At 74.1% G+C, this 23292-nt stretch carries 21 protein-coding genes; 15 read left to right on the top strand and 6 right to left on the bottom strand.

The features are described from left to right. Window positions 1–585: 585 nt before the first annotated feature. Together ACFU6K_RS02850 and ACFU6K_RS02845 are read right to left on the bottom strand one after the other, a co-directional pair. Window positions 586–3384, bottom strand: coding sequence for a toxin glutamine deamidase domain-containing protein (locus tag ACFU6K_RS02850; protein ID WP_380660505.1), 2799 nt, complete (start codon window positions 3382–3384; stop codon window positions 586–588). A 50-nt stretch (window positions 3385–3434) separates the two neighbouring features. Continuing rightward, on the bottom strand, window positions 3435–3854 hold the full coding sequence (locus ACFU6K_RS02845; protein WP_380660504.1) for a hypothetical protein: 420 nt from the start codon (window positions 3852–3854) through the stop codon (window positions 3435–3437). A 217-nt stretch (window positions 3855–4071) separates the two neighbouring features. Here ACFU6K_RS02845 and ACFU6K_RS02840 point away from each other — a divergent pair, with 217 nt between their 5' ends. Beyond that, window positions 4072–4968, top strand: coding sequence for a hypothetical protein (locus tag ACFU6K_RS02840; RefSeq protein WP_380660503.1), 897 nt, complete (start codon window positions 4072–4074; stop codon window positions 4966–4968). Between the two features lie 93 nt (window positions 4969–5061). On the opposite strand, the gene ACFU6K_RS02835 is transcribed toward ACFU6K_RS02840, so the two are convergent. After that, a complete protein-coding gene (locus ACFU6K_RS02835) occupies window positions 5062–6231 on the bottom strand; it encodes an NADH-quinone oxidoreductase subunit D (RefSeq protein WP_380660502.1) in 1170 nt (389 codons plus the stop codon). Further along, window positions 6228–7244, bottom strand: a complete 1017-nt coding sequence (locus ACFU6K_RS02830; protein WP_380660501.1) for an SAM-dependent methyltransferase — start codon at window positions 7242–7244, stop codon at window positions 6228–6230. The genes ACFU6K_RS02835 and ACFU6K_RS02830 overlap by 4 nt, the downstream gene beginning before the upstream one ends. 165 nt (window positions 7245–7409) lie before the next feature. Between ACFU6K_RS02830 and ACFU6K_RS02825 the strand changes: the two genes are divergently transcribed. The 8 genes from ACFU6K_RS02825 (at window position 7410) to ACFU6K_RS02790 (ending at window position 15264) form a co-directional block, all read left to right on the top strand. Beyond that, on the top strand, window positions 7410–8606 hold the full coding sequence (locus ACFU6K_RS02825) for a sensor histidine kinase (RefSeq protein WP_380660510.1): 1197 nt from the start codon (window positions 7410–7412) through the stop codon (window positions 8604–8606). A gap of 36 nt (window positions 8607–8642) precedes the next feature. Then, entirely contained in the window at window positions 8643–9332 is a 690-nt protein-coding gene (locus ACFU6K_RS02820) for a response regulator (RefSeq protein ID WP_380660500.1), read from the top strand. A 103-nt stretch (window positions 9333–9435) separates the two neighbouring features. Further along, window positions 9436–10380 carry a Rossmann-like and DUF2520 domain-containing protein gene (locus ACFU6K_RS02815; protein ID WP_380660499.1) on the top strand — a complete coding sequence of 315 codons (945 nt, stop codon included), beginning with the start codon at window positions 9436–9438 and terminating at the stop codon, window positions 10378–10380. Further along, on the top strand, window positions 10367–11272 hold the full coding sequence (gene panC / locus ACFU6K_RS02810; protein WP_380660498.1) for a pantoate--beta-alanine ligase: 906 nt from the start codon (window positions 10367–10369) through the stop codon (window positions 11270–11272). Before ACFU6K_RS02815 ends, panC begins: the two co-directional genes overlap by 14 nt. A gap of 53 nt (window positions 11273–11325) precedes the next feature. After that, window positions 11326–11775: an aspartate 1-decarboxylase gene (gene panD / locus ACFU6K_RS02805; protein ID WP_380660497.1), complete on the top strand. Its 450-nt coding sequence runs from the start codon at window positions 11326–11328 to the stop codon at window positions 11773–11775. A gap of 15 nt (window positions 11776–11790) precedes the next feature. After that, complete coding sequence (locus ACFU6K_RS02800) at window positions 11791–13461, top strand: L-aspartate oxidase (RefSeq protein ID WP_380660496.1); 1671 nt, start codon at window positions 11791–11793, stop codon at window positions 13459–13461. 4 nt (window positions 13462–13465) lie between these two features. After that, entirely contained in the window at window positions 13466–14428 is a 963-nt protein-coding gene (nadC, locus tag ACFU6K_RS02795; protein ID WP_380660495.1) for a carboxylating nicotinate-nucleotide diphosphorylase, read from the top strand. A gap of 47 nt (window positions 14429–14475) precedes the next feature. Next, on the top strand, window positions 14476–15264 hold the full coding sequence (locus tag ACFU6K_RS02790) for a type III pantothenate kinase (RefSeq protein ID WP_380660493.1): 789 nt from the start codon (window positions 14476–14478) through the stop codon (window positions 15262–15264). Between the two features lie 7 nt (window positions 15265–15271). On the opposite strand, the gene ACFU6K_RS02785 is transcribed toward ACFU6K_RS02790, so the two are convergent. Both ACFU6K_RS02785 and ACFU6K_RS02780 read right to left on the bottom strand, forming a co-directional pair. Then, the gene (locus ACFU6K_RS02785) at window positions 15272–16165 is read right to left on the bottom strand and encodes a hypothetical protein (protein WP_380660492.1); all 894 of its coding nucleotides are present in this window, start codon (window positions 16163–16165) and stop codon (window positions 15272–15274) included. A gap of 50 nt (window positions 16166–16215) precedes the next feature. After that, window positions 16216–16770: a SigE family RNA polymerase sigma factor gene (locus ACFU6K_RS02780; protein ID WP_380660491.1), complete on the bottom strand. Its 555-nt coding sequence runs from the start codon at window positions 16768–16770 to the stop codon at window positions 16216–16218. A 162-nt stretch (window positions 16771–16932) separates the two neighbouring features. On the opposite strand from ACFU6K_RS02780, the gene ACFU6K_RS02775 reads away from it, so the two are divergent. The 6 genes from ACFU6K_RS02775 (at window position 16933) to ACFU6K_RS02750 (ending at window position 23198) form a co-directional block, all read left to right on the top strand. After that, window positions 16933–17673, top strand: a complete 741-nt coding sequence (locus ACFU6K_RS02775) for a hypothetical protein (protein ID WP_380660490.1) — start codon at window positions 16933–16935, stop codon at window positions 17671–17673. 280 nt (window positions 17674–17953) lie between these two features. Further along, window positions 17954–19876 carry a hypothetical protein gene (locus ACFU6K_RS02770; protein WP_380660489.1) on the top strand — a complete coding sequence of 641 codons (1923 nt, stop codon included), beginning with the start codon at window positions 17954–17956 and terminating at the stop codon, window positions 19874–19876. 96 nt (window positions 19877–19972) lie between these two features. Continuing rightward, window positions 19973–21529 carry a bifunctional lysylphosphatidylglycerol synthetase/lysine--tRNA ligase LysX gene (gene lysX, locus ACFU6K_RS02765; RefSeq protein WP_380660488.1) on the top strand — a complete coding sequence of 519 codons (1557 nt, stop codon included), beginning with the start codon at window positions 19973–19975 and terminating at the stop codon, window positions 21527–21529. Between the two features lie 242 nt (window positions 21530–21771). Next, window positions 21772–22209 (top strand): BlaI/MecI/CopY family transcriptional regulator, encoded by a 438-nt coding sequence (locus ACFU6K_RS02760; protein ID WP_380660487.1) that lies wholly within the window; start codon window positions 21772–21774, stop codon window positions 22207–22209. 10 nt (window positions 22210–22219) lie between these two features. Next, window positions 22220–22756, top strand: a complete 537-nt coding sequence (locus ACFU6K_RS02755) for an amino-acid N-acetyltransferase (protein ID WP_380660486.1) — start codon at window positions 22220–22222, stop codon at window positions 22754–22756. Between the two features lie 91 nt (window positions 22757–22847). Further along, window positions 22848–23198 carry an Lsr2 family protein gene (locus ACFU6K_RS02750; protein ID WP_380660485.1) on the top strand — a complete coding sequence of 117 codons (351 nt, stop codon included), beginning with the start codon at window positions 22848–22850 and terminating at the stop codon, window positions 23196–23198. Window positions 23199–23292: the final 94 nt, after the last annotated feature.

Here is a 23292-nt window from a genome sequence, read left to right as displayed (position 1 = left end):
CAGGAAGTCGGCCCCGTCGACTTCTGGCGTGGCTCCCCCTGCCACCGACCCTGTCCCTCTGCGCACGAGAAGTCGATCAGCCCGACTTTCCATGCATCTTCAGGAGAAATATGCAGATCGGTCTACAGATTCTGCCAACCCGCACTCCGCCCTGCGCACGAAAAGTCGACTCCGCCGACTTCCTATGCAGCACCTGGCGAACCTCGACCTGGCTGGCTCGATCGCGCACAGGAAGTCGGCCGGGCCGACTTCTCGCGCGGGCTACCCCCGGTCCCGTGCGGCGAATATGGCGACCGGTCTACAGATTTCTCCACAGAGGAGTGTCGTGTCCGGCTGCGCAGGAAGTCGGGCGGGCCGACATCCTGCGCGGGGTCCGGGGGCGGGTCAGTGGCGCGAGTCAGGTGGCTAGGGGGCAGGGGGTGAGGGGGAGGGGGCGAGGGCAGGCCGTGCGAGTCAGGGGCGGGGTGCGGCTCAGGAAGCGAGGTGGCCGGGGGCACTGCGTCCGGCTGCGCAGGAAGTCGGGCGGGCCGACTTCCTGCGCGGGGTACGGGGTCCGGGTCAGTGGCGAGGGGCAGGCGGGGCGGGTCAGGCGGCGGGGGTGAGGGGGAGGGGGCGGCCTTCGGGGGTGAGGGCGATGGCCCAGAGGCCGTGGGTGGCGGGGTGGAGGGGGGTGGGGGCCTGGCGGGCGAGCTGGTGGTCGAGGTAGGTGACGGCGTCCTGGTGGTTGACGGCGTTCCAGGCGTGCGGGCGGCCGTAGGCGTCGAGGGTGAGGAGCACCGCCTGGGAGCCGTGGCCGGCGCGGCGGAGACCGTCGGCGAGGCGGTCGAAGGCCGGGGCGCCGTCGCCCAGGTCCCGGAAGGGGGCGCCGAGTTCGCGTTCGGCGCGGTCGCGGCCGCCTCGTTCGCCGGCGTCGCCCTCGGTGGGGATGCGCGGGGCCGCGCAGGTCGGGCGACCGGTGTAGCACTCGACCGCCGAGAGGGCGATCTCCAGGCTGTTGTTGGCCCGGCCCGGTTCGCGGTGGCCGCCGTCGTTGACGGCCTCCGCCCAGCCGCCGGCGGCCGGGTCGGGGTGGCGGACGGGCAGGCCGTCCGCGTCCCGGGGGGCGCGGCGTTCGAGTTCGGCCTGGTGCTCCGGGTCGACCGGCGCGAGCCCGCCCGGCAGGCCGTACGGACGGCTGTCGGCGATGCTGCGCGGCCGGACCGCCGGATCCTCCGGCTGGGCTCCGCGCCGGGCACGCAGGGCGAGTTGGAGGGCCATCGCGTGGGCGGTCGCGACCGGGACCGCTCCCCAGGCGAGGGTCGGGTCGGCGGGGCCCGCCGCGCTCTCCCGCCGCCGGGCCTCCACCGGGTGTGCCTCGGGCCGGCCGATCACCGGAGTGGTCCCGACGACCGGGGGCGCGGCCGGGGGCGGCACCGCGCCGACCGGGGTCCGGGCCACCGGCGCGCCGGGCTGCGGCCCTCCGGCGGCCGGACCGCCGACAGTCGGCCCGCCGACGGCCGGTCCACCGCCCACCACGCCGCCGGGGCCGCCGGTCGCCCCCGCCCCGACGCCGCTGCCGAACGGGGCCGCCACGTTCGCGGGCCCGCCGCCGGTGCCCGCCAGCGGCCCCGGCCCGACGGTGGCGACCGGACCGGCCGCCTGGTACCCGCCGTACCCGCCGCCGTACGCCGGGGTCCCGAACTGCCCGGGCACCCCGACCGGCCGGACCGCCGAGGGGGTCTCCGGCGCAGGGCCGTACGCGGGTCCTCCGGCGGGCGGCGCGGTGACGGGTGCGCTGGCGGGCGCGGCCGGCGCGCTCACCGAGTCCGTCCGTACGGTCACCGGCCCGCCGCCACCGCTCCAGCCCGTACCCCCGCCGCTGTGCGAGGCGGCCGCGGGCGCCTGGAGCGGGTAGTCCCCGTCCGACCAGCCCGCCGACCCGCCGCTCTGCCGGACCGGCGCGGCAACGGCCGGTGCCGGCGGTGCCCAGTCACCGCCACCGCCACCCCCGCCCGTCGCCCGGTGCTGCCCCGGCGAACCCCCGGCGGCCGCCGCACCGCCCGCCGACGCACCGCCCGCCGACGCGCCCACGGAAGCGCTCGCCACGTCCGGCCCCCCGCCGACCGCCCCCGGGTCCGCCACCGCGGCCGAGGCCACCGTCACCGCGCCCGGCACCTTCGGCACCGCCGGCCCGTCGGGCGCCGCACCCGCGAGCGGCTTGTCACCACCCGGCCCGTCCGCCCCCGGCCGGTCCGCCCCCGGCCGGTCCGCCCCCGGCGTCAGCCCGGCGAGCGGCACCCCGCGGAGCGCCTTGCCGTCCTCGTCGGTGAGCACCGGCTGCCCGTGCTCGTCCAGCCGGACCGCCAGGTCCGCCACCCCGACCACCGGCTTGCCGTCCGGCCCCGGGACGACCAGCAGCCCGGTGGCGTCGGCCACCGGCGTGCCGTCGGCACGGAGGATGACCGGCCGCCCGTCCGGGCCGAGGACGGGCCGGCCCTGCTCGTCCACCTTGACCGTCAGCCCGGGCACACCGACCAGCGGCTTGCCGTCCCTCCCCGCGAGCAGCGCCAGCCCGGAGCCGTCGGCGCCGAGCACGCCCGGTTCGGCGAGGGCGGCGGGCAGCCCGGCGGCGAGCGGGTCGAACGCCCCGTTGCGGTACGAGGCGGCGGTGACCCCCGTCCCCGGCGCGCTGCCGAGCTTCAGCAGGGCGACCGCGGCCGGTTCCTCGAGCACGCCGGACAGGGCGTCCTTCATGGCGCGGCCGAGTTCGGCGAGCAGCCCGCCGATCTTCAGCGCGGCGGTCTCGACGGCGACGGCCGCCACCCCCGCCGCGACCTGCTCGGTGGCGGCGTTCTCCACAGTGGCCGCGAGGCCGCCGACGGCCTTCCGCAGTCCGCCGACCGCCCCGTTCCCGACCGCCCCGTCCCCGACCAGCCCGTTCCCGACCACCCCGCTCCCGGCCGGGTCGCCGCCGGCCGCCGCCGCGGCAACCTTGCCGGCCGCCTCCTTGGCCCTGGCCGCCTGCTCCTCGGCCTGCCGGAGTTCGGCGGCGAGCTGCCGCAGGGTCGCGATGATCTCGGCCTTGCAGCTGTCCACGGCCCGCGCGGCCGTGTCGAAGGCCCCGGCGACCAGCCCGACCGCGCTGTGCGCGTCGTCCAGGTGGCCCTTGCCGCCGCCGCTGAAGGCCTGCCAGTACGCGTCGAAGGCCTCGACCGCGTGCCCGGAGTTGTCCGCGGTGACCCGCCGGACGGACTCGCCGCAGCGGCGGGTGAGCCGGTCGGTCTCTTTGCCGAACTCCCGCCAGACTCCGGCGGCCTTGCGCAGGCCCTCCTCGTCGGCCTGCGGCCACTGCCGGCCGGTCCGGGCCAGCACCGGGACCAGTTCCTCGGGCAGATTCCGGGACACGCGCTTCCCCCTTCGAGCCGGATTTCGAGCCGGGTTTCGAGCCGGGTCCGTCAGACCGACATGTCCTTGGGGACGGCGGGCACCGCCCCGGGGGTTGCCCCCGGCACCCCGGGAGCTCCCGGCACCGCCGTCGCCCCGAACCCGCCCGCCGCCGAGCTGTCCGCGTCCGCCGTCCGCGCGGCCATCGTGTGCAGCCCGGCCCCGACCCCGGCCACCCGCCCGGCCAACCCCCGTAGCCCGCTGACGAGTTCACCGCGCGCCTGCCCGTACACGGTGGCGAATCCACTGCCCGGCCGGTCCGCACCCCAGGGGGCGCCGAGCGCGGCGAGGCCCTGCTCCAGGGCGGTGACGGCCTTCGTCAGTTCGCCGCCGAGCTTCTCGAACTCCCGTCCCTCGCCGTGCAGTTCCCACGGCTTGAGGACGAACTCCCCGCCCGCGCGGCCGGACGCCCCGGTGCTGCCGCCTGCCATCCCCGTACCTCCCCGTAGCGGTCCCGTCGCGGACCGGCCGCCATCCTAGGCGCGCCCCCGGACCCGCCCGCAGGGCCCGACGGACCTCTTCACCCCGCCTTCACCCCGGCCGACCGGACCACCACCGCCCCCGCCACGGACCCCGCCGACCCCACCGCCGACCCCGCCGCCGGTCCCGCCACCGCGCTCCCGCCCCCGAAAGCTCTACCCTTGCCGGGTGGCACCAGCAGAAACGTCCAAGAAGAAGTCCAAGGCGAAGCCCAAGGCCTCCCCCGCCCCCGTCGACCTCGCGATGCCGACCCTGCGCCGCGAGATCCCGCGCGACGAGGTCCCGCTGGACTTCGCCCGCGCGTGGGTCGAGTTCGCCGACCCCGCCGACGAGGAGCAGGTCTTCCGCTGCGACCTCACCTGGCTGACCTCCCGCTGGTCCTGCGTCTTCGGCCAGGGCTGCCACGGCATCCGCGAGGGCCGCGGCGAGTCGGACGGCTGCTGCACGCTGGGCGCGCACTACTCGGACGAGGACGACGAGAAGCGCGTCCTGGGGCACGCGGCCCGGCTGACCCCCGAGCTGTGGGAGAACTTCGCCGAGGGCACCGACGCCAAGGGCCGGATCGTCTCCGACGGCGGCATCACCATGCTGGACGAGGACGGCGACCGCCAGACCCGCCGGGTCGACGGCGCCTGCATCTTCGTGAACAGCCCGGACTTCGCGGGCGGCGCCGGCTGCGCCCTGCACGCGCTCGCGCTCAAGGAGGGCCGCGAGCCGCTGGAGACCAAGCCGGACGTCTGCTGGCAGCTGCCGATCCGCCGCACCTACGACTGGATCGACCGCCCCGACGACACCCGCTACCTCCAAGTCACGATCGGCGAGTACGACCGCCGCGGCTGGGGCCCGGGCGGCCACGACCTGCACTGGTGGTGCACCGGCGCCCCGGCGGCCCACCAGGGCGCGGACGCGGTGTACGTCAGCTACCGCCCCGAGCTCACCGAGCTGATGGGCCGGAAGGGGTACGAGGTGCTGGCCCGGCTGTGCGAGGAGCGGATCGCCACCAAGGGCGACCGCAAGGTGGCCCCGCACCCGGCGGACCCGGTCAAGAAGGCCAAGAAGGACTGACCCGCCCCCGGTGCCCGGCGGCACCGGCCCACCTGCCGGCACCGGCCTGCACGCCGGTACGCCCCCGACACCGACACCGGCACCGGCACCGGCCTACTTGTCGATGTCCCCGACCACGAAGAACATCGACCCCAGGATCGCCACCATGTCCGCGACCAGCGTCCCCGGCAGCAGTTCGGTGAGCGCCTGGATGTTGTTGAAGGACGCCGAGCGCAGCTTGAGCCGCCACGGCGTCTTGTCGCCGCGCGAGACCAGGTAGTAGCCGTTGATCCCGAGCGGGTTCTCGGTCCACGCGTAGGTGCTGCCCTCGGGGGCCTTGAGCACCTTGGGCAGCCGCTGGTTGACCGGGCCGGGCGGCAGCGTGGCGAGCTTGTCGAGGCAGGCGTCGGCGAGGTCGAGCGCATTGAGGGTCTGTTCCAGCAGGCACTCGAAGCGGGCCAGGCAGTCGCCCTCCTCGCGGGTGACCACGGTGAGCACCTGCCGCAGCTCCTCGGAGCCGTACGCCAGGTACGGCTCGTCGCGGCGCAGGTCGAGGTCGAGGCCGCTGGCCCGGGCGATCGGGCCGCTGACGCCGTACGCCTCGGCCTGTGCCCGGGTGAGGACGCCGACCCCGGCGGTGCGGGCGCGGAAGATCTCGTTGCCGAGGACGAGGTCCTCGAAGACGGGCAGCTGCAAGCGCACGGTGGCGACGGCGGTGCGGACCCGGCCGAGCCAGCCGGCCGGCAGGTCCTCCTTGAGGCCGCCGACCCGGTTGAACATGTAGTGCATCCGGCCGCCGGAGGCCTCCTCCAGCACGTGCTGGAGGTCCTCGCGGCCGTTGAAGGCGTGGAAGACCGGGGTGATCCCGCCCAGCTCCAGGGGGTACGAGCCGAGGAACATCAGGTGGTTGAGCACCCGGTTGAGTTCGGCGAGCAGGGTGCGGACCCAGACCGCCCGCTCCGGGACCTCCATGCCGAGCATCCGCTCGACGGCCATGACGACGCCGAGTTCGTTGGAGAAGGCGGAGAGCCAGTCGTGCCGGTTGGCCAGCATGATGATCTGCCGGTAGTCACGGGCCTCGAACAGCTTCTCCGCGCCCCGGTGCATGTAGCCGATCACCGGCTCGGCGCTCACGATGCGCTCGCCGTCCAGCACCAGCTTCAGGCGCAGCACGCCGTGCGTGGCCGGGTGCTGCGGGCCGATGTTGAGCACCATGTCGGTGGTGCCCGCCGCGCCGGTGAAGTTCTCGGCTCCCGCCCCGATGCCGACCGTGGTCTCCCTCATGCCCCCAGAGTCTGCCATCCCGGCAGGCCCGCCAAGCTCACCGGTTCCGTCATGCGGACGGCCTGCACCAGCCACCCGAAGGCGCCCAGCCCGCCCGGGTCGGTCAGCTCGGCCCCCTCCCCCGCCCCGCCGAGCGCCCGCAGGTAGCCGACCGGGTCGCTGGTGGCCAGCGCGAGCGCCGGGCGCCCGCCGCTCACGCCGAGCGCCCGCAGCGCCTCCCGCTGCGTTGTCCACAGGCTGTGGAGGCCGGGCACGGCGACGGAGTCCAGCGCGACGTGCGCGGTGACGTCGCAGGAGCCGTCCGGCACCGGCGCCACCTCCCGGCCGTCCCGGAAACCGGCGTACGTGCCGAACGGCGGCCGCCGCCCGGCGGTGTGCCCGTAGTCGACGGCGACGGCCAGGCCGCGCTCCAGCCCGGCCACCGCCCGCGCCCAGGCGGCGTCCCGGGGGCCGCCGAACTCCACCGCGTCGCCGGGCTCCGCGACCGGCCACCAGCGGTCGGCCCAGGCCGCGTCGGCCGCCGAGACCGGCTCGCCGAGGCGGGTCCCGCCGGTCGCGGTGTCCACCTCGACGTAGCGCAGCACCCCGTCCTCGTCGACCTCCCCGGCGTCCAGCGGGACGTTGTCCAGCCACTCGTTGGCGAACAGCAGCCCGGTCACCCCGCGCGGCGGCCGGTCCGTCCACAGGGCTGTGGACGGCAGGCCGGCCGGGCGGTCGGCGATCTCCACGCCGTACGGGCGCAGCCGCGCCAGCACCTCCGCGGGCAGCTCGGCCAGGACACCGGTGAGCAGTTCGCCCCGCCCGGCCCCCACGTCGACCAGGGCCAGCTCCTCCGGGCGGCCGAGGGCCTCGTCAACCTCCAGCAGCAGCCGGGCCACCGCACGGGCGAACCTCGGAGAGGCGTGCACGGAGGTGCGGAAGTGGCCGGCGGGGCCCTCCGGCCTGCGGTAGAAGCCCTGCCCGGGGTCGTACAGGGCCCGTTCCATGGCGGGCGCCCACCGCATCCAAGTCATGGGGCTGGACGCTACCCGGCTCCGGGTCGCCCCTCCCCATCGGATCAGGTGCTTCTCCGACCTACGGAGTAGGGCGGATCGCCCTACCGGCGGACCTGGGCACACGGAGCGACTGCCTACGCTGGACACGTGCATCGACTCAACGCCTGGCTCCGCCGTCACCCCATGGTGGTCGACGCCGCCTGGGCGGCGATGGTGCTCTTCGCCGGCCTGGTGCCGAACGACGCCTCCCTCGACGACGGCTGGCGCTTCGACGCCTTGATCGCGATCTCGGTGGTGCTGCCGCTGCTGATGGTCGTCCGGCGGCGCTACCCCGACCTCACGGTGGCCGCCGCCGCCGGCATCGGCGTCGGCCAGGTGCTCGCGGACATCTCGCCCGGCGGCTCCTCGATCGCCTACCTGGTCTTCGCCTACACCGGCGCCGCCTTCGGCCGGAAGTGGACCTCCCGGCTGGCCCTGACCGCCGGCCTGGCCTCCGGGCCGCTGGTGTTCTGGCAGATGATGCCGGTGAAGACGGTCTTCGACCGGGCCGGCGACGCCCACACCCGCCCGTACACCTTCGGCGAGGCGGCGCTGATCACGCTGCTGATGAGCACGCCGTTCATCCTCTGCTGGGCCTGGGGCCGGCTGACCAGGGTGCGCCGCGCCTACCTGACCGAGCTGGAGGACCGCGCCGCCCGGCTGGAGCGCGAGCGGGACGCCCAGTCCAAGGTGGCGGTCGCCGCCGAGCGCGCCCGGATCGCCCGCGAGCTGCACGACGTGGTCGCCCACAACGTCTCGGTGATGATCGTCCAGGCCGACGGCGCCGCGTACGTGCTGGACAACTCCCCGCAGCAGGCCAAGGAGGCGCTCGGCACGATCGCCTCCACCGGCCGCCAGGCGCTGGTCGAGATGCGCCGCCTGCTGGGCGTGCTGCGCACCGCCGACACCAAGGCCGAGGAGTACGTGCCGCAGCCGGGCGTCGAGGAGCTGCCGGAGCTGCTGGAGCAGGTCCGCACGGCCGGGCTCGACGTGGACTACGCCACCTCCGGGCACCCGCGCGAGCTGCCGCGCGGCGTCGAGCTGACCGTCTACCGGATCGTCCAGGAGGCGCTCACCAACGTCCGCAAGCACGGCGGCCCGGACGCGCACGCCCGGGTCGCGGTCGACTTCGGTGAGCGCGAGCTGGCCGTCCTGGTGGAGGACGACGGGCGCGGCAGCACCGAGGAGCACCTGGCCGCCGGCGGCGCGGACGGCCTCGGCCACGGCCTGATCGGCATGCGCGAGCGGGTCGGCATGGTCAGCGGCAGCCTCGACGTGGGCCCCCGCCCCGGCGGCGGCTTCCGGATCCGCGCCGTCCTGCCGCTCAAGGCGGCCCACTAGCCCCGTCCGCGTCCACCCCCTCCAAGGAGTCCCACCTTGACCATCCGCGTGATGCTCGTCGACGACCAGGAACTGCTGCGCACCGGGTTCCGGATGATCCTCCAGTCGCAGGGGGACATCGAGATCACCGCCGAGGCGGGCGACGGCGCGCAGGCCCTGGAACTGCTGCGGCGCACCGAGGTCGACGTGATCCTGATGGACGTCCGGATGCCCCGGCTGGACGGCGTGCAGGCGACCCGCCGGATCTGCCTCGCCGAGGACGGCAGCCCGCTGCCGAACGCCCCCCACGTGCTCATCCTCACCACCTTCGACCTGGACGAGTACGCCTTCGCCGCGCTCAAGGCCGGCGCCAGCGGCTTCCTGCTCAAGGACGTCCCGCCGACCGAGCTGGTGGCCGCGATCCGCGCGGTGCACGGCGGGGACGCGGTGGTCGCCCCGACCACCACCCGCCGGATGATCGACCGCTTCGCCGAGGTGCTGCCCACCCCGCAGAGCGCGCCCGGCTCGGACGTCCTCGGCCCGCTGACCGAGCGCGAGCGGGAGGTGTTCCTGCTGGTCGCCCAGGGCCTGTCGAACGGCGAGATCGCGGCCCGGCTGGTGCTCTCCGAGGCCACCGTGAAGACCCACGTCGGCCGGATCCTGGCCAAGCTGGGCCTGCGCGACCGGGTCCAGGCCGTGGTGCTGGCGTACGAGGCCGGGCTGATCCGGGCCGGGGCCGGCGACTGAGCCGCTTCGGCGTCCGGGCGCCCCCGTAGACTGGGGCGGTACGTCCGGTACCCGTCGAGCGGACTGGAACGGTCATTCAGGACAAGGCAGGACAAGGGTGGACGTGAATCCGTCCGACTTCGCCGACCAGGCTTTCGGCGACCCAGGCGACCCCGGCAACCGCCCCGCCCGGCTGGCCGTCGGCGTGGTCGGCACCGGCCGGGTCGGCCCCGCGCTGGGCGCGGCGCTCCAGCTCGCCGGGCACACCGTGGTCGCCGCCTCCGGGGTCTCCGCCGTCTCCCGCCGCCGCGCCGAGGCGCTGCTGCCGGGCGTGCGGATCGTCACCCCGCCGCAGGTGCTGGCCGCCGCCGACCTGGTGCTGCTGACCGTCCCGGACGACGCGCTGGCCGACCTGGTGGCCGGGCTGGCCGCCACCGGCGCGGTCCGCCCCGGCCAGCTGGTCGTGCACACCTCCGGCGCCCACGGCGTCGCCGTCCTGGAGCCCGCCACCCGGGCCGGGGCGCTGCCGCTGGCCCTGCACCCGGCGATGACCTTCACCGGCACCTCGGTGGACCTGGCCCGGCTGGCCGGCTGCCCGTTCGGGGTGACCGCCCCCGAGGAGCTGCGGCCGGTCGCCGAGGCGCTGGTGGTGGAGATGGGCGGCGAGCCCGAGTGGGTGCCCGAGGAGGTCCGCCCGCTCTACCACACCGCCCTCGCGCACGGTTCGAACCACCTGGTCACCCTGGTCGCGCAGGCGATGGAGCTGCTGCGCACGGCCGGCGTCGCCGAGCCCGGCCGCCTGCTCGGCCCGCTGCTGGGCGCCGCCCTGGACAACAGCCTGCGCTCCGGTGACGCGGCCCTCACCGGCCCGGTCGCCCGGGGCGACGCGGGCACCGTACGGCGCCACCTGGCGCAGCTCAGTACGGTGTCCCCGGACATCCCGGCGGCCTACCGGGCGATGGCCCGCGCCACCGCGCAGCGGGCACTCGCCAACGGGACCATCGACGAAACGTCGGCGGCGGCACTGCTGGACGTACTGAACGAGGAGAGCACTGATGGCACGCGGTAAGCAGCCGAACAAGCCCCAGCGGACGCCGAAGGTCCACCGGGCCGTCGTCACCCGCACCGTGGACGACTTCGAGGCCGCGTTCTGGCCGGACGAGCAGCCGGTGGACAACGCCGTGGTGATGACCATGGGCGCGCTGCACGAGGGCCACGCCGCGCTGATCCGGGCCGCCCGCAAGCAGGTCGGCCGCGAGGGCCGGGTCGCGGTGACGGTCTTCGTCAACCCGCTCCAGTTCGGCCCGGACGAGGACCTGGAGCGCTACCCGCGCACCCTCGACGAGGACGTGCGGCTGGCCGAGGAGTACGGCGCCGACGTGGTGTTCGCGCCGTCCGCCGAGGAGGTCTACCCGAACGGCGAGCCGCAGGTGCGGATGGCGGCCGGCCCGATGGGCGAGCGCTTCGAGGGCGCCACCCGGCCCGGCCACTTCGACGGCGTGCTGACCGTGGTCGCCAAGCTGCTGCACATCACCGACCCGGACTTCGCCTTCTTCGGCGAGAAGGACGCCCAGCAGCTGGCGATCATCCAGCGGATGGTCGCCGACCTGGACTTCGACGTCGAGATCGTCGGCGTGCCGACCGTCCGCGAGGAGGACGGCCTGGCGCTGTCCTCGCGCAACCGCTACCTCTCGGCGGAGGAGCGCGAGCACGCGCTCGCCCTGTCCAAGGCCCTGTTCGCCGGCCGGGACGCCGCCGCGCAGGGCCCGAAGGCCGTCCGCGAGGCCGCCTCGGCCGCCCTGGACGGCGCCGAGGGCGTCACCCTGGACTACCTCGCCCTGATCGACCCGCACGACTTCTCGGAGGCGGCGGACGACTTCCAGGGCGAGGCGGTGCTGGCCGTCGCCGCGAAGGTGGGCCCGACCCGCCTGATCGACAACGTCCGCATCATCGTTCGGTAGTACCGCAGTACGAACCCCCTTCAGGCATGCACTCACAGGAGGCGTGACCCGCAATGCTCCGCACCATGCTCAAGTCCAAGATCCACCGGGCCACCGTGACCCAGGCCGACCTGCACTACGTGGGATCCGTCACGGTGGACGAGGACCTGCTCGACGCCGCCGACCTGCTCCCCGGCGAGCTGGTCCACATCGTCGACATCGACAACGGCGCCCGGCTGGAGACGTACACCATCGCCGGCCCGCGCGGCTCCGGCGTGATCGGCATCAACGGCGCCGCCGCCCGCCTGGTCCACCCGGGCGACCTGGTCATACTCATCGCCTACGGGCAGATGGACACGGCCGAGGCCAAGGGCTACGAGCCGAAGATCGTCTTCGTGGACGGGCGGAACCGGATCACCGGCCTGGGCGGGGACCCGGCGGAGGCCCCGGAGGGCACCGGACTGCTCCGGGGTGACAGGGCGTACGGTGACGGCAACGGCGCGGCCGACGCCGTCTCGCGCTGAAGGAGCCAGCCACCCATGTCCACGCACCGCCTCACCGCACCGGCCCCCGGCTGGACCGCCGCCACCGACGTGGTCGTGGTCGGCTCCGGGGTCGCCGGCCTCACCGTCGCGCTCAACGTCCGCAAGGCCGGCCTGCGGGCCATGGTGGTCACCAAGGCCGTGCTGGACGAAGGCTCCACCCGCTGGGCCCAGGGCGGCGTCGCCGCCGCCCTGGGCGAGGGGGACACCCCCGAACAGCACCTGGACGACACCCTGGTGGCCGGCGCCGGCGTCTGTGACGAGGAGGCCGTCCGCACCCTGGTCACCGAGGGCCCGGACGCCGTCCGCCGGCTGATCGCCACCGGCGCCCTGTTCGACCGGGGCGAGGACGGCGAGGTCCTGCTGACCCGCGAGGGCGGCCACCACCGCCGCCGGATCGTGCACGCGGGCGGGGACGCGACCGGTGCCGAGATATCGCGCGCCCTGGTCGCCGCCGTCCGCACCGACCCGGGCATCGAGCTGATCGAGCACGCGCTCGTGCTCGACCTGCTGACCGACGCGGCGGGCCACGCCGCCGGGCTGACCCTGCACGTGATGGGCGAGGGCCAGCGCGACGGCGTCGGCGCCGTCCGGGCCCGCGCGGTGGTGCTCGCCACCGGCGGCATGGGCCAGGTCTTCTCCGCCACCACCAACCCGGCGGTCTCCACCGGCGACGGCGTGGCCCTGGCCCTGCGGGCCGGCGCCGCCGTCACCGACCTGGAGTTCGTCCAGTTCCACCCCACCGTGCTCTGGCTCGGTCCGGAGGCCGAGGGCCAGCAGCCGCTGGTCTCCGAGGCGGTCCGCGGCGAGGGCGCCCACCTGGTGGACGCGGACGGCGTCCGCTTCATGGTCGGACAGCACGAGCTGGCCGAACTCGCCCCGCGCGACATCGTCGCCAAGGCGATCACCCGGCGCATGCAGGAGCAGGGCGCCCAGCACATGTTCCTGGACGGGCGGCACTTCGGCGCCGAGATGTGGGAGCAGCGCTTCCCGACCATCCTCGCCTTCTGCCGCGCCAACGGCGTCGACCCGGTCACCGAGCCGATCCCGATCGCCCCGGCCGCGCACTTCGCCTCCGGCGGCGTCCGCACCGACCGGCACGGCCGCACCACCGTCCCCGGCCTGTACGCCTGCGGCGAGGTCGCCTGCACCGGGGTGCACGGCGCCAACCGGCTGGCCTCCAACTCGCTGCTGGAGGGCCTGGTCTTCGGCGAGCGGATCGCCGCCGACCTGGCCGACCGGCACGCGGCCGGCGGGCTGCCCGAACGCGCGGTGGACGTCGCCGGCGCGCACGCCGCGCGGCCCGTCCCGCTGCCCCCGTCGGAGGCGCGCGCCGAGATCCAGCGGCTGATGTCGCGCGGCGCGGGCATCCTGCGCTCCGCCGCGTCGATGGCCGACACCGCGGCCGGACTGGCCCTGATCGCCGAGCAGGCCCGCTCCCACGTCGCCGAGGAGAAGCCGGCCGACCCCCGGGTGGAGACCTGGGAGGCCGCCAACCTGCTGCTGGTCGCCACCGCCCTGGTCGCGGCCGCCGCGCAGCGCGAGGAGACCCGCGGCTGCCACTGGCGCGAGGACTTCCCCGAGCGCGACGACGCCCACTGGCGGCGCCACCTGATCACCACCCTCGCCGCCACCGGCGGTCCCGTCAGCACCCCTGAGGAGCAGTAGAACCATGACCCACTCCCACGAGGAACTCCCGATGGCCGGCGGCTGCGGCGACGGCTGCGCCTGTGGCGACGGCGAGGGCTACGAGACCGGCCTGGACCCGCAGCTCGCCGAGCTGCTGGAGCGGGCCGGGCTGGACCCGGTCGAGGTCGAGGACATCGCCACCCTGGCGCTGGCCGAGGACCTGGCCGGCGGCGAGGACGTCACCTCGGTGGCGACCGTGCCCGCCGACGCCGTCGCCACCGCCGACTTCACCGCCCGCCAGGCCGGCGTGGTGGCCGGCCTGCGGGTCGCCGAGGCCGTCGTCTCGCTGGTCTGCGAGGAGGAGTTCGAGGTCGAGCGGCACGTCGAGGACGGCGACCGGGTCGAGGCCGGCCAGGTGCTGCTCTCGGTCCGCTCGCGCACCCGCGACCTGCTGACCGCCGAGCGCAGCGCGCTCAACCTGCTCTGCCACCTGTCCGGCATCGCCACCGCCACCCGCGCCTGGGCGGACGCCCTGGAGGGCACCGGCGCCGTCGTCCGGGACACCCGCAAGACCACCCCGGGCCTGCGCGCGCTGGAGAAGTTCGCGGTGCGCTGCGGCGGCGGCGCCAACCACCGGATGGCGCTCTCGGACGCCGCGCTGGTGAAGGACAACCACGTGGTCGCGGCCGGCGGCGTGGCCGAGGCCTTCCGGGCCGTCCGGGCCGCGTACCCGGAGCTGCCGGTCGAGGTCGAGGTGGACACCCTGGAGCAGATCCCGCCGGTGCTGGAGGCCGGGGCGGACCTGGTCCTGCTGGACAACTTCACCGTCGGTCAGCTGAAGGAGGCCGTCGCGCTGGTGGCCGGCCGGGCGAAGCTGGAGGCCTCCGGCGGTCTGACCCTGGCCAGCGCGCGCGAGGTCGCCCAGACTGGTGTCGACTACCTGGCCGTGGGCGCGCTCACCCACTCCTCGCCGATCCTGGACATCGGCCTGGACCTGCGCGCCTGACCGTCAGGTCGGCCGCAGTCCCGTCCCGACTCGCAGAAAGCGTGCCCGTGCTCCTCACCATCGACGTCGGCAACACCCAGACCACGCTCGGCCTGTTCGACGGCGAGGACGTGGTGGAACACTGGCGGATCTCCACCGATCCTCGCCGCACGGCCGATGAACTGGCGGTGCTGCTGCAAGGGCTGATGGGCAACCACACCGCGGTGAAGGAGGCCGCGGTGGAGGGCCTGGCGATCTGCTCGTCCGTCCCCGCCGTGCTCCACGAGCTCCGCGAGGTGACCCGCCGCTACTACGGCGACGTCCCCGCGGTGATCGTGGAGCCCGGCGTGAAGACCGGGGTGCACGTCCTGATGGACAACCCCAAGGAGGTCGGCGCCGACCGGATCGTCAACGCGCTGGCCGCCAACCACCTGTACGGCGGCCCGTGCATCGTGGTCGACTTCGGCACCGCGACCACCTTCGACGCCGTCAACGCGCGCGGCGACTACGTCGGCGGCGCGATCGCCCCCGGCATCGAGATCTCGGTCGAGGCACTCGGCGTCCGCGGCGCCCAGCTGCGCAAGATCGAGCTGGCCCGCCCGCGCAACGTGATCGGCAAGAACACCGTCGAGGGCATGCAGTCCGGCATCCTCTACGGCTTCGCCGGCCAGGTCGACGGCCTGGTGGAGCGGATGGCCCGGGAGCTCGCCAAGGACCCGGACGACGTCCAGGTGATCGCCACCGGCGGCCTGGCCCCGCTCGTCCTCGGCGAGGCCGGCACCATCGACGTGCACGAGCCCTGGCTGACCCTGATCGGCCTGCGCCTGGTGTACGAGCGCAACCGCCCCGCGAGCTGAGCGGCGCTCAGCCGCCGGGCGTCGGGAAGGCCGGCAGCGTGGTCGGGCCGGTGACCACCAGGTTCGACCCGTAGGTCGTGGTGGCCCCGGGGACGGGGGTGACGACCTTCCCCATCACCGGGTCCTTGGGCAGCACCGCCACGACCTCCTTCCAGCGCGGGTCCTTCACCACCGCGGCGAGCCGGTCCGGCGTCAGCGGCGGGTCGGTCCGGGTGATCGGCGTGCCCTGCTCCAGCGGCTTGCGGTTCCACTCCTGGAGCATCAGCTGGTAGCGGTCCCCGGCCAGCTTGGCGGCCCACGTCTTCGCCCCTTCCGGCTCGCCGCTGCGCGTTCCGGCCTGGTAGACGCTCAGCCGGGTGCCGTCCGGCAGGGTGGACACGGAGCAGGCGTCCGCGGTCGGTTGCCCGGCCGGCAGCTCGGCGGGCACTCCGGCCGGGCAGTCCATGTCGAAGGCCGCGCCTCCCGTGCCGGTGATCCAGAACAGGTACTGCGCCGGGCCGTGGCCGTCGTCCAGCACCAGCCGCAGCTGCGGGGTACCGCTCTCGGTGCCCCGGGCCTCGCCGACCTGTACCGTCCCCGGCGGCAGGAGCTCGGTGAGCATCCGCTGGAACTCCGGGCCGGAGACCGGACCTCCGGACGGGGCCGCCGCCGGACCGGCCGCCGCCGTACCCCGCCCGGACGGCAGGCCGCCGAGCGCGACCCCGCCCGCCGCGATCAGGGCCAGCCCGGCGGCGCCCGCCGCGGTGCCGATCCGCCGCCTTCGGCGCAGCCGGCGGCCGTGCGACCAGCCGGTGTCGACCAGCGGGCCGGGCTCGGTGTCGTAGGCCTCGCCGGCCCGGCCGAGGGCCTCGGCGAAGGCCCGCTCGAACCGCTCCTCGGGCCCGTCGTGCTCTGCGGACATGCTGAACCAACCTCTCTACCAAGTGGGTTGACGTGACGTGACGCGCCGGCTCAGCGCTCGGCGAGGTCGTCGAGGCTGCTGCCGAGCACCGTGCGGATCCGGCCGAGCGCGCGGAAGGCCTGGGTCCGGACGGCGCCCGGGGTGCTGTGCAGGACGGCGGCGGTCTCCTCGACGCTGCGGTCCTCCCAGTAGCGGAGCACCAGCACCGCCCGGTCGCGCGGCGCGAGCCGGCCGAGCGCGTCCACCAGGGCGAGCCGCAGTTCCGGGTCGCCCTGCGGGGCCGCGCCGTCCGGCACCGCTTCGACCGGCCGCTCGCCGCTGGAGCGGCGGACGCGGTGCGAGAGGAAGGCCCGCACCAGCACGGTGTGCGCGTACCCGGCCGGGTTGTCGATCCGGCGCTTGGCCCCGAACCAGGAGGTGCGGTGCCACTGGGCGTAGATCCGCCCGAGGGCCTCCTGCACCAGGTCCTCGGCGAGGTGGGTGTCCCCGCCGGTGAGCAGGCAGGCCGACCGGTAGAGCGGTCTGGCGCGGGCGGCCGCGAAGGCCTGGAAGTCCTCGTCCCGCCGCCCGACCCGGGCCGCCTTCCCCTGACCGTCCGGTCGCATCCTGCCCGGCCCCCTCGCTCGTTCTCCCCTGACACCTGGATGACCAGGTGCGCCCCGGGTGGCGTTACAGGTGGCGGCGAAAGGCTTCTTCGCCGGGCCGACCGTGGGTGGTTCGGCGCGACGTTACCGACAAATCGGATATTCCTCACGTAGTGTCAGCCCATGCCTACGCCACACGGATCGCGCGGCGGCATGGCCTTCAGCGCCGACGAAGTCCGCGTGCTGCGCCGCGCCCTCGCCCAAGCCCTCCACCCCGCCGTGCCCGTCCACCTCCAGGGGCCCGTCCGGCCCGCCCTCGCCGGGCCGGGCGCCGAACTCTGGGCGGAGGACGTCCAGGACGCCCTGCGCCTCACCGAGGCGATCGACGAGGCCGTCCAGGAGGGCGGCCGGCTGCGCGCCTTCCTGCTCGCCGACCTCGGACGCTACCGCTCCGCCCTGCCCGGCAGCGCCCCCGGCTACCTGGAACGGCTGGAGGAGGCGGTGTCCGACGGGTACCTGCCCGGACCGGAGGACCTCACCGCACTGCGCGGACTGAGCCGCCAGCCCTGCGGCCAGGGCGAGCGCGCCCGCCGCTCCCGGCTGGCCGGGCGCTGCCACGCGCTGGCCGAGGCCGCCGTCCGCGAGCGGCTCGCCCTCCACAGCGGACCGCCCCGCCACCTGGTGGTCGTACCGAGTCCCGCCGCACCGCCGCACAGTCACCCCACCCCTGTAGGAGGACGGACCCCCATGAGCAGCACCGACTCCCGCCCGGAGCAGCCCGCCGCCGCGAAGACCCCGCCCCGTCCGCACCGGATGCCCACCCCCGCCGAGCTGTTCGGCCGCCGTCCCAAGCCCCCCGCCCACCCCGCCCCGCCCGCCGACGACACCCCCGAGGACGTCGAACTCGCCACCGGCACCGGCTGAGCGCGCAGCACACCCCGCCCGGAGGGGGCGGTGGACCCAACGGCCCACCGCCCCCTCCGTTTCGTTGTCCAACGGTGATTCCGGCAGCGGCCCACGATGATCACCGGACTGGTATGACTTGTGCGGCCGGAGTGGAACTCCGGCGGGGGCGGAATTCACAACACCACGCACATTTTCACCGGCGACCACGAAACCGGCGACCACGAACCCGGGTCGTCGGTCCGAACCGCGCGGTTCGCCGCCGTCCGCTCCCACCTCGACCCGAGCTCAAGGAGTACGGATGGACCTTCCACCCCACCGCGGCGCCCCGCTGCGCCGCGCGGTCGCGGGCGGCGCCCTGGCCCTGGCCCTCGCCTCTATCGGGCTGCCGGCCTCGGCCGCACCGGCCGTCGGCCCCGACGACCCGGTTCCCCCGGCGGCCGTCCAGCCGGGCCGCTTCGTCCAGACCGAGCTCACCCGGCTGCTCGACACCCGGGACGCCGTCGGCGTTCCGGGGAAGCAGCCGCTCGGCCCGGACAGCACCCTCCGCTTCCAGGTCGAACAGGCGGCACCGGGCGCCAAGGCCGTGGTCCTGAACGTCACCGCGACGGACACCACCGGGGACAGCTACGTCACGGTCCACCCCGACGGCCGGCCCCGGCCCAGGACCTCCAACCTCAACTTCACCCCCGGCCGGACGGTCGCCAACCTGGTCACCGTCCCGGTGACCAACGGATACATCGACATCTACAACCACGACGGCTCGGCGAACCTGGTGGCCGACCTGTTCGGCTACTACACCGACGACCCCGCGGTGCCAGGTTCGACCTTCCAGCCCGTCACCCCGTCCCGGGCCCTGGACACCCGCACCACCGGCCCGAACGGCACCGCACAGCCGGTCGGCACCGACGGCACCGTCAACGTCAAGCTGGCGGGCCGCAACCGGGTCCCGGCCGACGGGGCCACCGCGGTGGTGCTCAACGTCACCGCCACCGACACCACCGACTCCAGCCACCTGACCGTCTATCCGCACGGCACCGCGCGACCGGTCACCTCGAACCTCAACTTCGCCGCCCGCGACACCGTCCCCAACCTGGTGACCGTGCCGCTCGGCGCCGACGGCAGCATCGACCTGTACAACCACTACGGCTCGGCGAACTTCGTCGTGGACGTCTTCGGCTTCTACACCAGTGCCCCCAGCGGCTCCGGATTCACCCCGACCGGCCCGACCCGGGTCGCGGACACCAGGGACCCGGGCCGGCAGAAGGTCGGACCGGGTGAGGTGCTCAGCTGGCCGGTCGGCGAGAACTCCGGCCTGGGCACCACTGCGGTGAGCGCCGTCGTGCTCAACGTGACCGCGACCGGCCCGACCTCCGCCGGCCACCTGGACGCCTACCCCAACGGCAGCCCGCGGCCGAGCAGTTCGAACCTCAACTACACGGCGGGCCAGACCGTGGCCAACAGCGTGATCGTCCCGGTCGACGCCACCGGGATCGTGAACTTCTACAACAACTCCGGTTCAGTGGACGTCGTGGTCGACCTGTTCGGCTACTTCACCGCCCCGCACGGCGGACCGACCTCGCCGTCGATGTGGGGCGGCTACCCCTCCCAGCTGGCCTGTGACGCCGCCAGCCCCGGCCGCTGGCTCGGCCCGTCCCCGTACAACCGGATCGGCCTCAGTGTGGTGCCGAGCACCCTGTCCAACAGCCCCGACCCGGTGTGGACCAAGGTCGTGCTGACCGGCCCGACCGGTACGAAGACCTACCCGGCCACGTCCACCGACCCCACCCAGCCCGGCAAGCTCACCGCCGTCGTCGGCACGGCCGACCTCCAGACGGGCGCCGCCTACAGCTGGTACGCGTACTCCGGCAACGGCGTGCGCAGCAGCGCGGCCAGCGCCCCGTGCTATTTCCGGTTCGGCTACGACCCCGGCTTCCGGCTCTCGATCTCGGACGCGCCAGGGCCGATCCACGCGGGGCAGACCGTGCCGCTCACGTTCACCGCGACCACCGACGACCTCGAACCGGGGCTCCAGGCGGCCACCTTCCGCTGGGGAGTCGACGCCTATCACCTGGACAACACCGTGAGCGCGATCGACGGCCAGGCGACGGTCGACGTCCCGATGAACGGGTGGGGCACCGTGATCGTGTACATCGAGGCGACGAGCGTCGACGGCACCCGGACCTCCCGGACGAACAAGGACTTCTTCGTGATCTCGCGTTGACCACGCCCAGGCCCGATCCGGGGGAGGCCGCCGTCGCGGCCTCCCCCGCGGCAATCCCGGCGCGGAGCACCGTGTGCGGCTGGCTACCCTTGTGGGGTGAGCGATCAGAGCCTTGTTCCCGCGACCGACGACCTTCCCGAGCAGATGCGCGTCCGGCGCGAGAAGCTCGACCGGCTCCGGGCGGCCGGTGTCGACCCGTACCCGGTCGGTTTCCCCCGCACCACCACCATCGCGGACCTGCGTGCCAAGCACCCCGACCTGGAGCCGGACACCGCGACCGGCGAGCGGGCCGGCGTCACCGGCCGCGTGATCCTCTCCCGCACCGGCGGCAAGCTCTGCTTCGCCACCCTGCGCGACGGCACCGGCGACCTCCAGGTGATGTTCTCCCTCGACAAGCTGGGCCCGGAGCGGCTGGCCGACTGGAAGGCCGACATCGACCTCGGCGACCAGGTCGGCGTCGAGGGCGAGGTGATCACCTCCAAGCGCGGCGAGCTGTCCGTGATGGTGGACCGCTGGGAGCTCACCGCCAAGTGCCTGCGCCCGCTGCCGGACAAGCACAAGGGCCTGACCGACCCGGAGGCCCGGGTCCGCCAGCGCTACGTGGACCTGATCGTCAACCCCGAGGCCCGCGAGATCCTGCACCTGCGCAGCAAGGTCGTCCGCTCGATCCGCCGCACCTACGAGGACCGCGGCTACATCGAGGTCGAGACCCCGATGCTCCAGCCGGTGCACGGCGGCGCCAACGCGCGTCCGTTCAAGACGCACATCAACGCGTACGACATCGACCTCTACATGCGCATCGCCCCCGAGCTGTACCTCAAGCGGCTGGTGGTCGGCGGCGCGGAGAAGGTCTTCGAGATCAACCGCAACTTCCGCAACGAGGGCGCGGACTCCACGCACAACCCGGAGTTCACCTCGCTGGAGTCGTACGAGGCGTACGGCGACTACGACACCCAGGCCGAGCTGATCCGCGAGACGATCGTCAACGCGGCCCGGGACGCGCTGGGCACCACGGTGATCAAGGGCGTGGACGCGCACGGCGTCGAGCACGAGATCGACCTGGCCGAGCCGTGGGAGGAGATCGGCGTCTACCCGGGCATCTCGGCCCGCCTGGGCGTCGAGGTCACCCCGGAGACCGGCGTCGAGGAGCTGCGCAAGCTGGCCGCCGAGCACGGCATCCCGTTCGAGAAGGACTGGGGCCACGGTCAGATCGTGCTGGAGATGGTCGAGCGCCTGCTGGAGGAGAACGCCGTCCGGCCGACCTTCATCAAGGACTACCCGACCGAGGTCTCCCCGCTGACCCGCCAGCACCGCTCGCGGCCCGGCGTGGCCGAGAAGTGGGACCTGGTGATCTTCGGGACCGAGATCGGCACCGCCTACTCCGAGCTGGTCGACCCGGTCGAGCAGCGCGCCCGCCTCACCGCCCAGTCGCTGCTGGCGGCCGGCGGCGACGTCGAGGCGATGCAGGTGGACGAGGACTTCCTGCGTGCCCTGGAGTACGCGATGCCCCCGACCGGCGGCCTCGGCCTCGGCGTGGACCGCCTGATCATGCTGCTGACCGGCAAGAACATCCGGGAGACGGTGCTCTTCCCGCTGGTGAAGCCGGAGCCGAAGGCTTCCGCCGCGACGGCGGAGAAGACCGAGGAGGAGTGACCTGATGGACTACGTCAGCGCGATCGTGCCGCCGCTGGTCATGGCGATCGGCTTCGGATTCCTGGTGCGGGCCATCGTCCGCAGCCAGGGCGGGGCCCAGCGGGCCAAGGAAGACGTCGACTGACCCCGTCAGCCGCCCGAACGACCGGCGCGCCGCCATTCCCGATTCCCGGGGGTGGCGGCGCGCCGGTTTGGCGCACTTCACAAGATTTGCCCCATTCACTCCCTATCCTGGCCGCACTATGGTCCGGCAACTCGGCGAACTTGAGAACGCCATCATGACCCGGGTGTGGCGGTGGAACCGACCGGTCACGGTTCGCGAGGTTCTCCTGGATCTGCGGTCGGAACGCGAAATCGCGTACACCACGGTGATGACCGTCCTGGACAAGCTCCACAGAAAGGGCTGGCTGCGCCGCGAACGGGTCGGCCGGGCCTATCGTTATGAACCGGTCTCCTCGCGTGAGGCGTACACGGCGGCTCTGATGAACGACGCCTGGGCCACCAGTGACAATCCGGCGGCGGCCCTGGTGCACTTCTTCGGCCTGATGTCGCCCGAGCAACGCGAAGCGCTCCGGGACGCCTTGCGGGTGGCCGCTCTGTTCCCGCCCGATCCGGCCGGCGCGGATTCCGCGGACGTCGGACCGGATACCGGTGGGACGGAACCGGGAGCGGCGCGATAACGTCCCGACCATGGAGGTCACCATCCGCCGGGCGCGGACCACGGACGTGCGGGCAGTGCGCAGGCTCATCGACACCTACTCGCGCGACGGCATTCTGCTGGACAAGCCCACAGTCACACTGTTCGAATCCGTCCAGGAGTTCTGGGTCGCGGAACGGGACGACAACGGCGCGGTGGTGGCCTGCGGCGCACTGCACGTGATGTGGGAGGACCTCGCCGAGGTCCGCACGCTCGCGGTGGATCCGGTCGTCCGGGGCACCGGGATCGGGCACCTGCTGCTGGAGAAGCTGGTGCAGACCGCGCGCTGGCTGGGCGTCCGTCGGATTTTCTGCTTGACGTTCGAGGTCGCGTTCTTCGCGAAACACGGTTTCGTCGAGATCGGCGAGGTCCAGGAAACCGATGATGGTACGACAGACCCGGCGGCGATCGCTACGGATGTCTATGAAGAACTCCTCCGCTCGTACGATGAAGGCGTCGCCGAGTTCCTCGACCTGGAGCGGGTGAAGCCCAACACACTGGGCAACTCGCGCATGCTGCTGCACCTCTGAGCCGCTCCAACCGGGTCAAGGGTTTGTGTTTTCCGGAGAAAGGCGCTTTCCTTTCCTTAGGCAATGGGTCGTTTAGCGGAAAGGGAAGCCCGTGGCACAGAGGGTGCAGGTCATTCTTGAAGACGATCTCGACGGCGGTTCGGCGGACGAGACGGTGACGTTCGCCCTCGACGGCGTTGCCTACGAGATCGACCTGAAGAGCGCCAACGCGGACAAGCTCCGCGGGCTGCTGGCGCCGTACGTGGAGAAGGGCCGCAAGCAGAGCGGCCGGCTCGCCGGTGCCCGTCGTCCGGGCCGCGGCACCGCGGCCCGTCCGGCCGGCGGCGCCCCGGACACCGCCAAGATCCGCGCGTGGGCCAAGGAGCAGGGCCTGGAGGTCAACGACCGCGGCCGCGTTCCGAGCAACGTCCGCGAGGCCTACGAGAAGGCCAACGCGTCCTGATCCCGGCGCCGCGGGCCCGCCGGAGCGGGTGCGGGGCCCGGCGGCCGGGGACGGCCGCCACCATCACACGCACGGGGCGCGGAGGAGTCTCCTC

It is taken from the genome of Kitasatospora sp. NPDC057512 (assembly GCF_042802135.1).
GTDB lineage: Bacteria > Actinomycetota > Actinomycetes > Streptomycetales > Streptomycetaceae > Kitasatospora.
Note: the sequence above shows the minus strand (reverse complement) of the source record. Positions and strands in the feature narration are given on the sequence as shown.

Bases quoted from the DNA above. Each gene is read 5' to 3' on its own strand.
- ACFU6K_RS02845 (WP_380660504.1), bottom strand. From the start codon at position 3,854: ATGGCAGGCGGCAGCACCGGGGCGTCCGGCCGCGCGGGCGGGGAGTTC.
- ACFU6K_RS02835 (WP_380660502.1), bottom strand. From the start codon at position 6,231: ATGAGGGAGACCACGGTCGGCATCGGGGCGGGAGCCGAGAACTTCACC.
- ACFU6K_RS02830 (WP_380660501.1), bottom strand. From the start codon at position 7,244: ATGACTTGGATGCGGTGGGCGCCCGCCATGGAACGGGCCCTGTACGAC.
- ACFU6K_RS02825 (WP_380660510.1), top strand. From the start codon at position 7,410: ATGGTGGTCGACGCCGCCTGGGCGGCGATGGTGCTCTTCGCCGGCCTG.
- panC (WP_380660498.1), top strand. From the start codon at position 10,367: ATGGCACGCGGTAAGCAGCCGAACAAGCCCCAGCGGACGCCGAAGGTC.
- panD (WP_380660497.1), top strand. From the start codon at position 11,326: ATGCTCCGCACCATGCTCAAGTCCAAGATCCACCGGGCCACCGTGACC.
- ACFU6K_RS02800 (WP_380660496.1), top strand. From the start codon at position 11,791: ATGTCCACGCACCGCCTCACCGCACCGGCCCCCGGCTGGACCGCCGCC.
- nadC (WP_380660495.1), top strand. From the start codon at position 13,466: ATGACCCACTCCCACGAGGAACTCCCGATGGCCGGCGGCTGCGGCGAC.
- ACFU6K_RS02785 (WP_380660492.1), bottom strand. From the start codon at position 16,165: ATGTCCGCAGAGCACGACGGGCCCGAGGAGCGGTTCGAGCGGGCCTTC.
- ACFU6K_RS02780 (WP_380660491.1), bottom strand. From the start codon at position 16,770: ATGCGACCGGACGGTCAGGGGAAGGCGGCCCGGGTCGGGCGGCGGGAC.
- ACFU6K_RS02775 (WP_380660490.1), top strand. From the start codon at position 16,933: ATGCCTACGCCACACGGATCGCGCGGCGGCATGGCCTTCAGCGCCGAC.
- ACFU6K_RS02770 (WP_380660489.1), top strand. From the start codon at position 17,954: ATGGACCTTCCACCCCACCGCGGCGCCCCGCTGCGCCGCGCGGTCGCG.
- ACFU6K_RS02760 (WP_380660487.1), top strand. From the start codon at position 21,772: ATGGTCCGGCAACTCGGCGAACTTGAGAACGCCATCATGACCCGGGTG.
- ACFU6K_RS02755 (WP_380660486.1), top strand. From the start codon at position 22,220: ATGGAGGTCACCATCCGCCGGGCGCGGACCACGGACGTGCGGGCAGTG.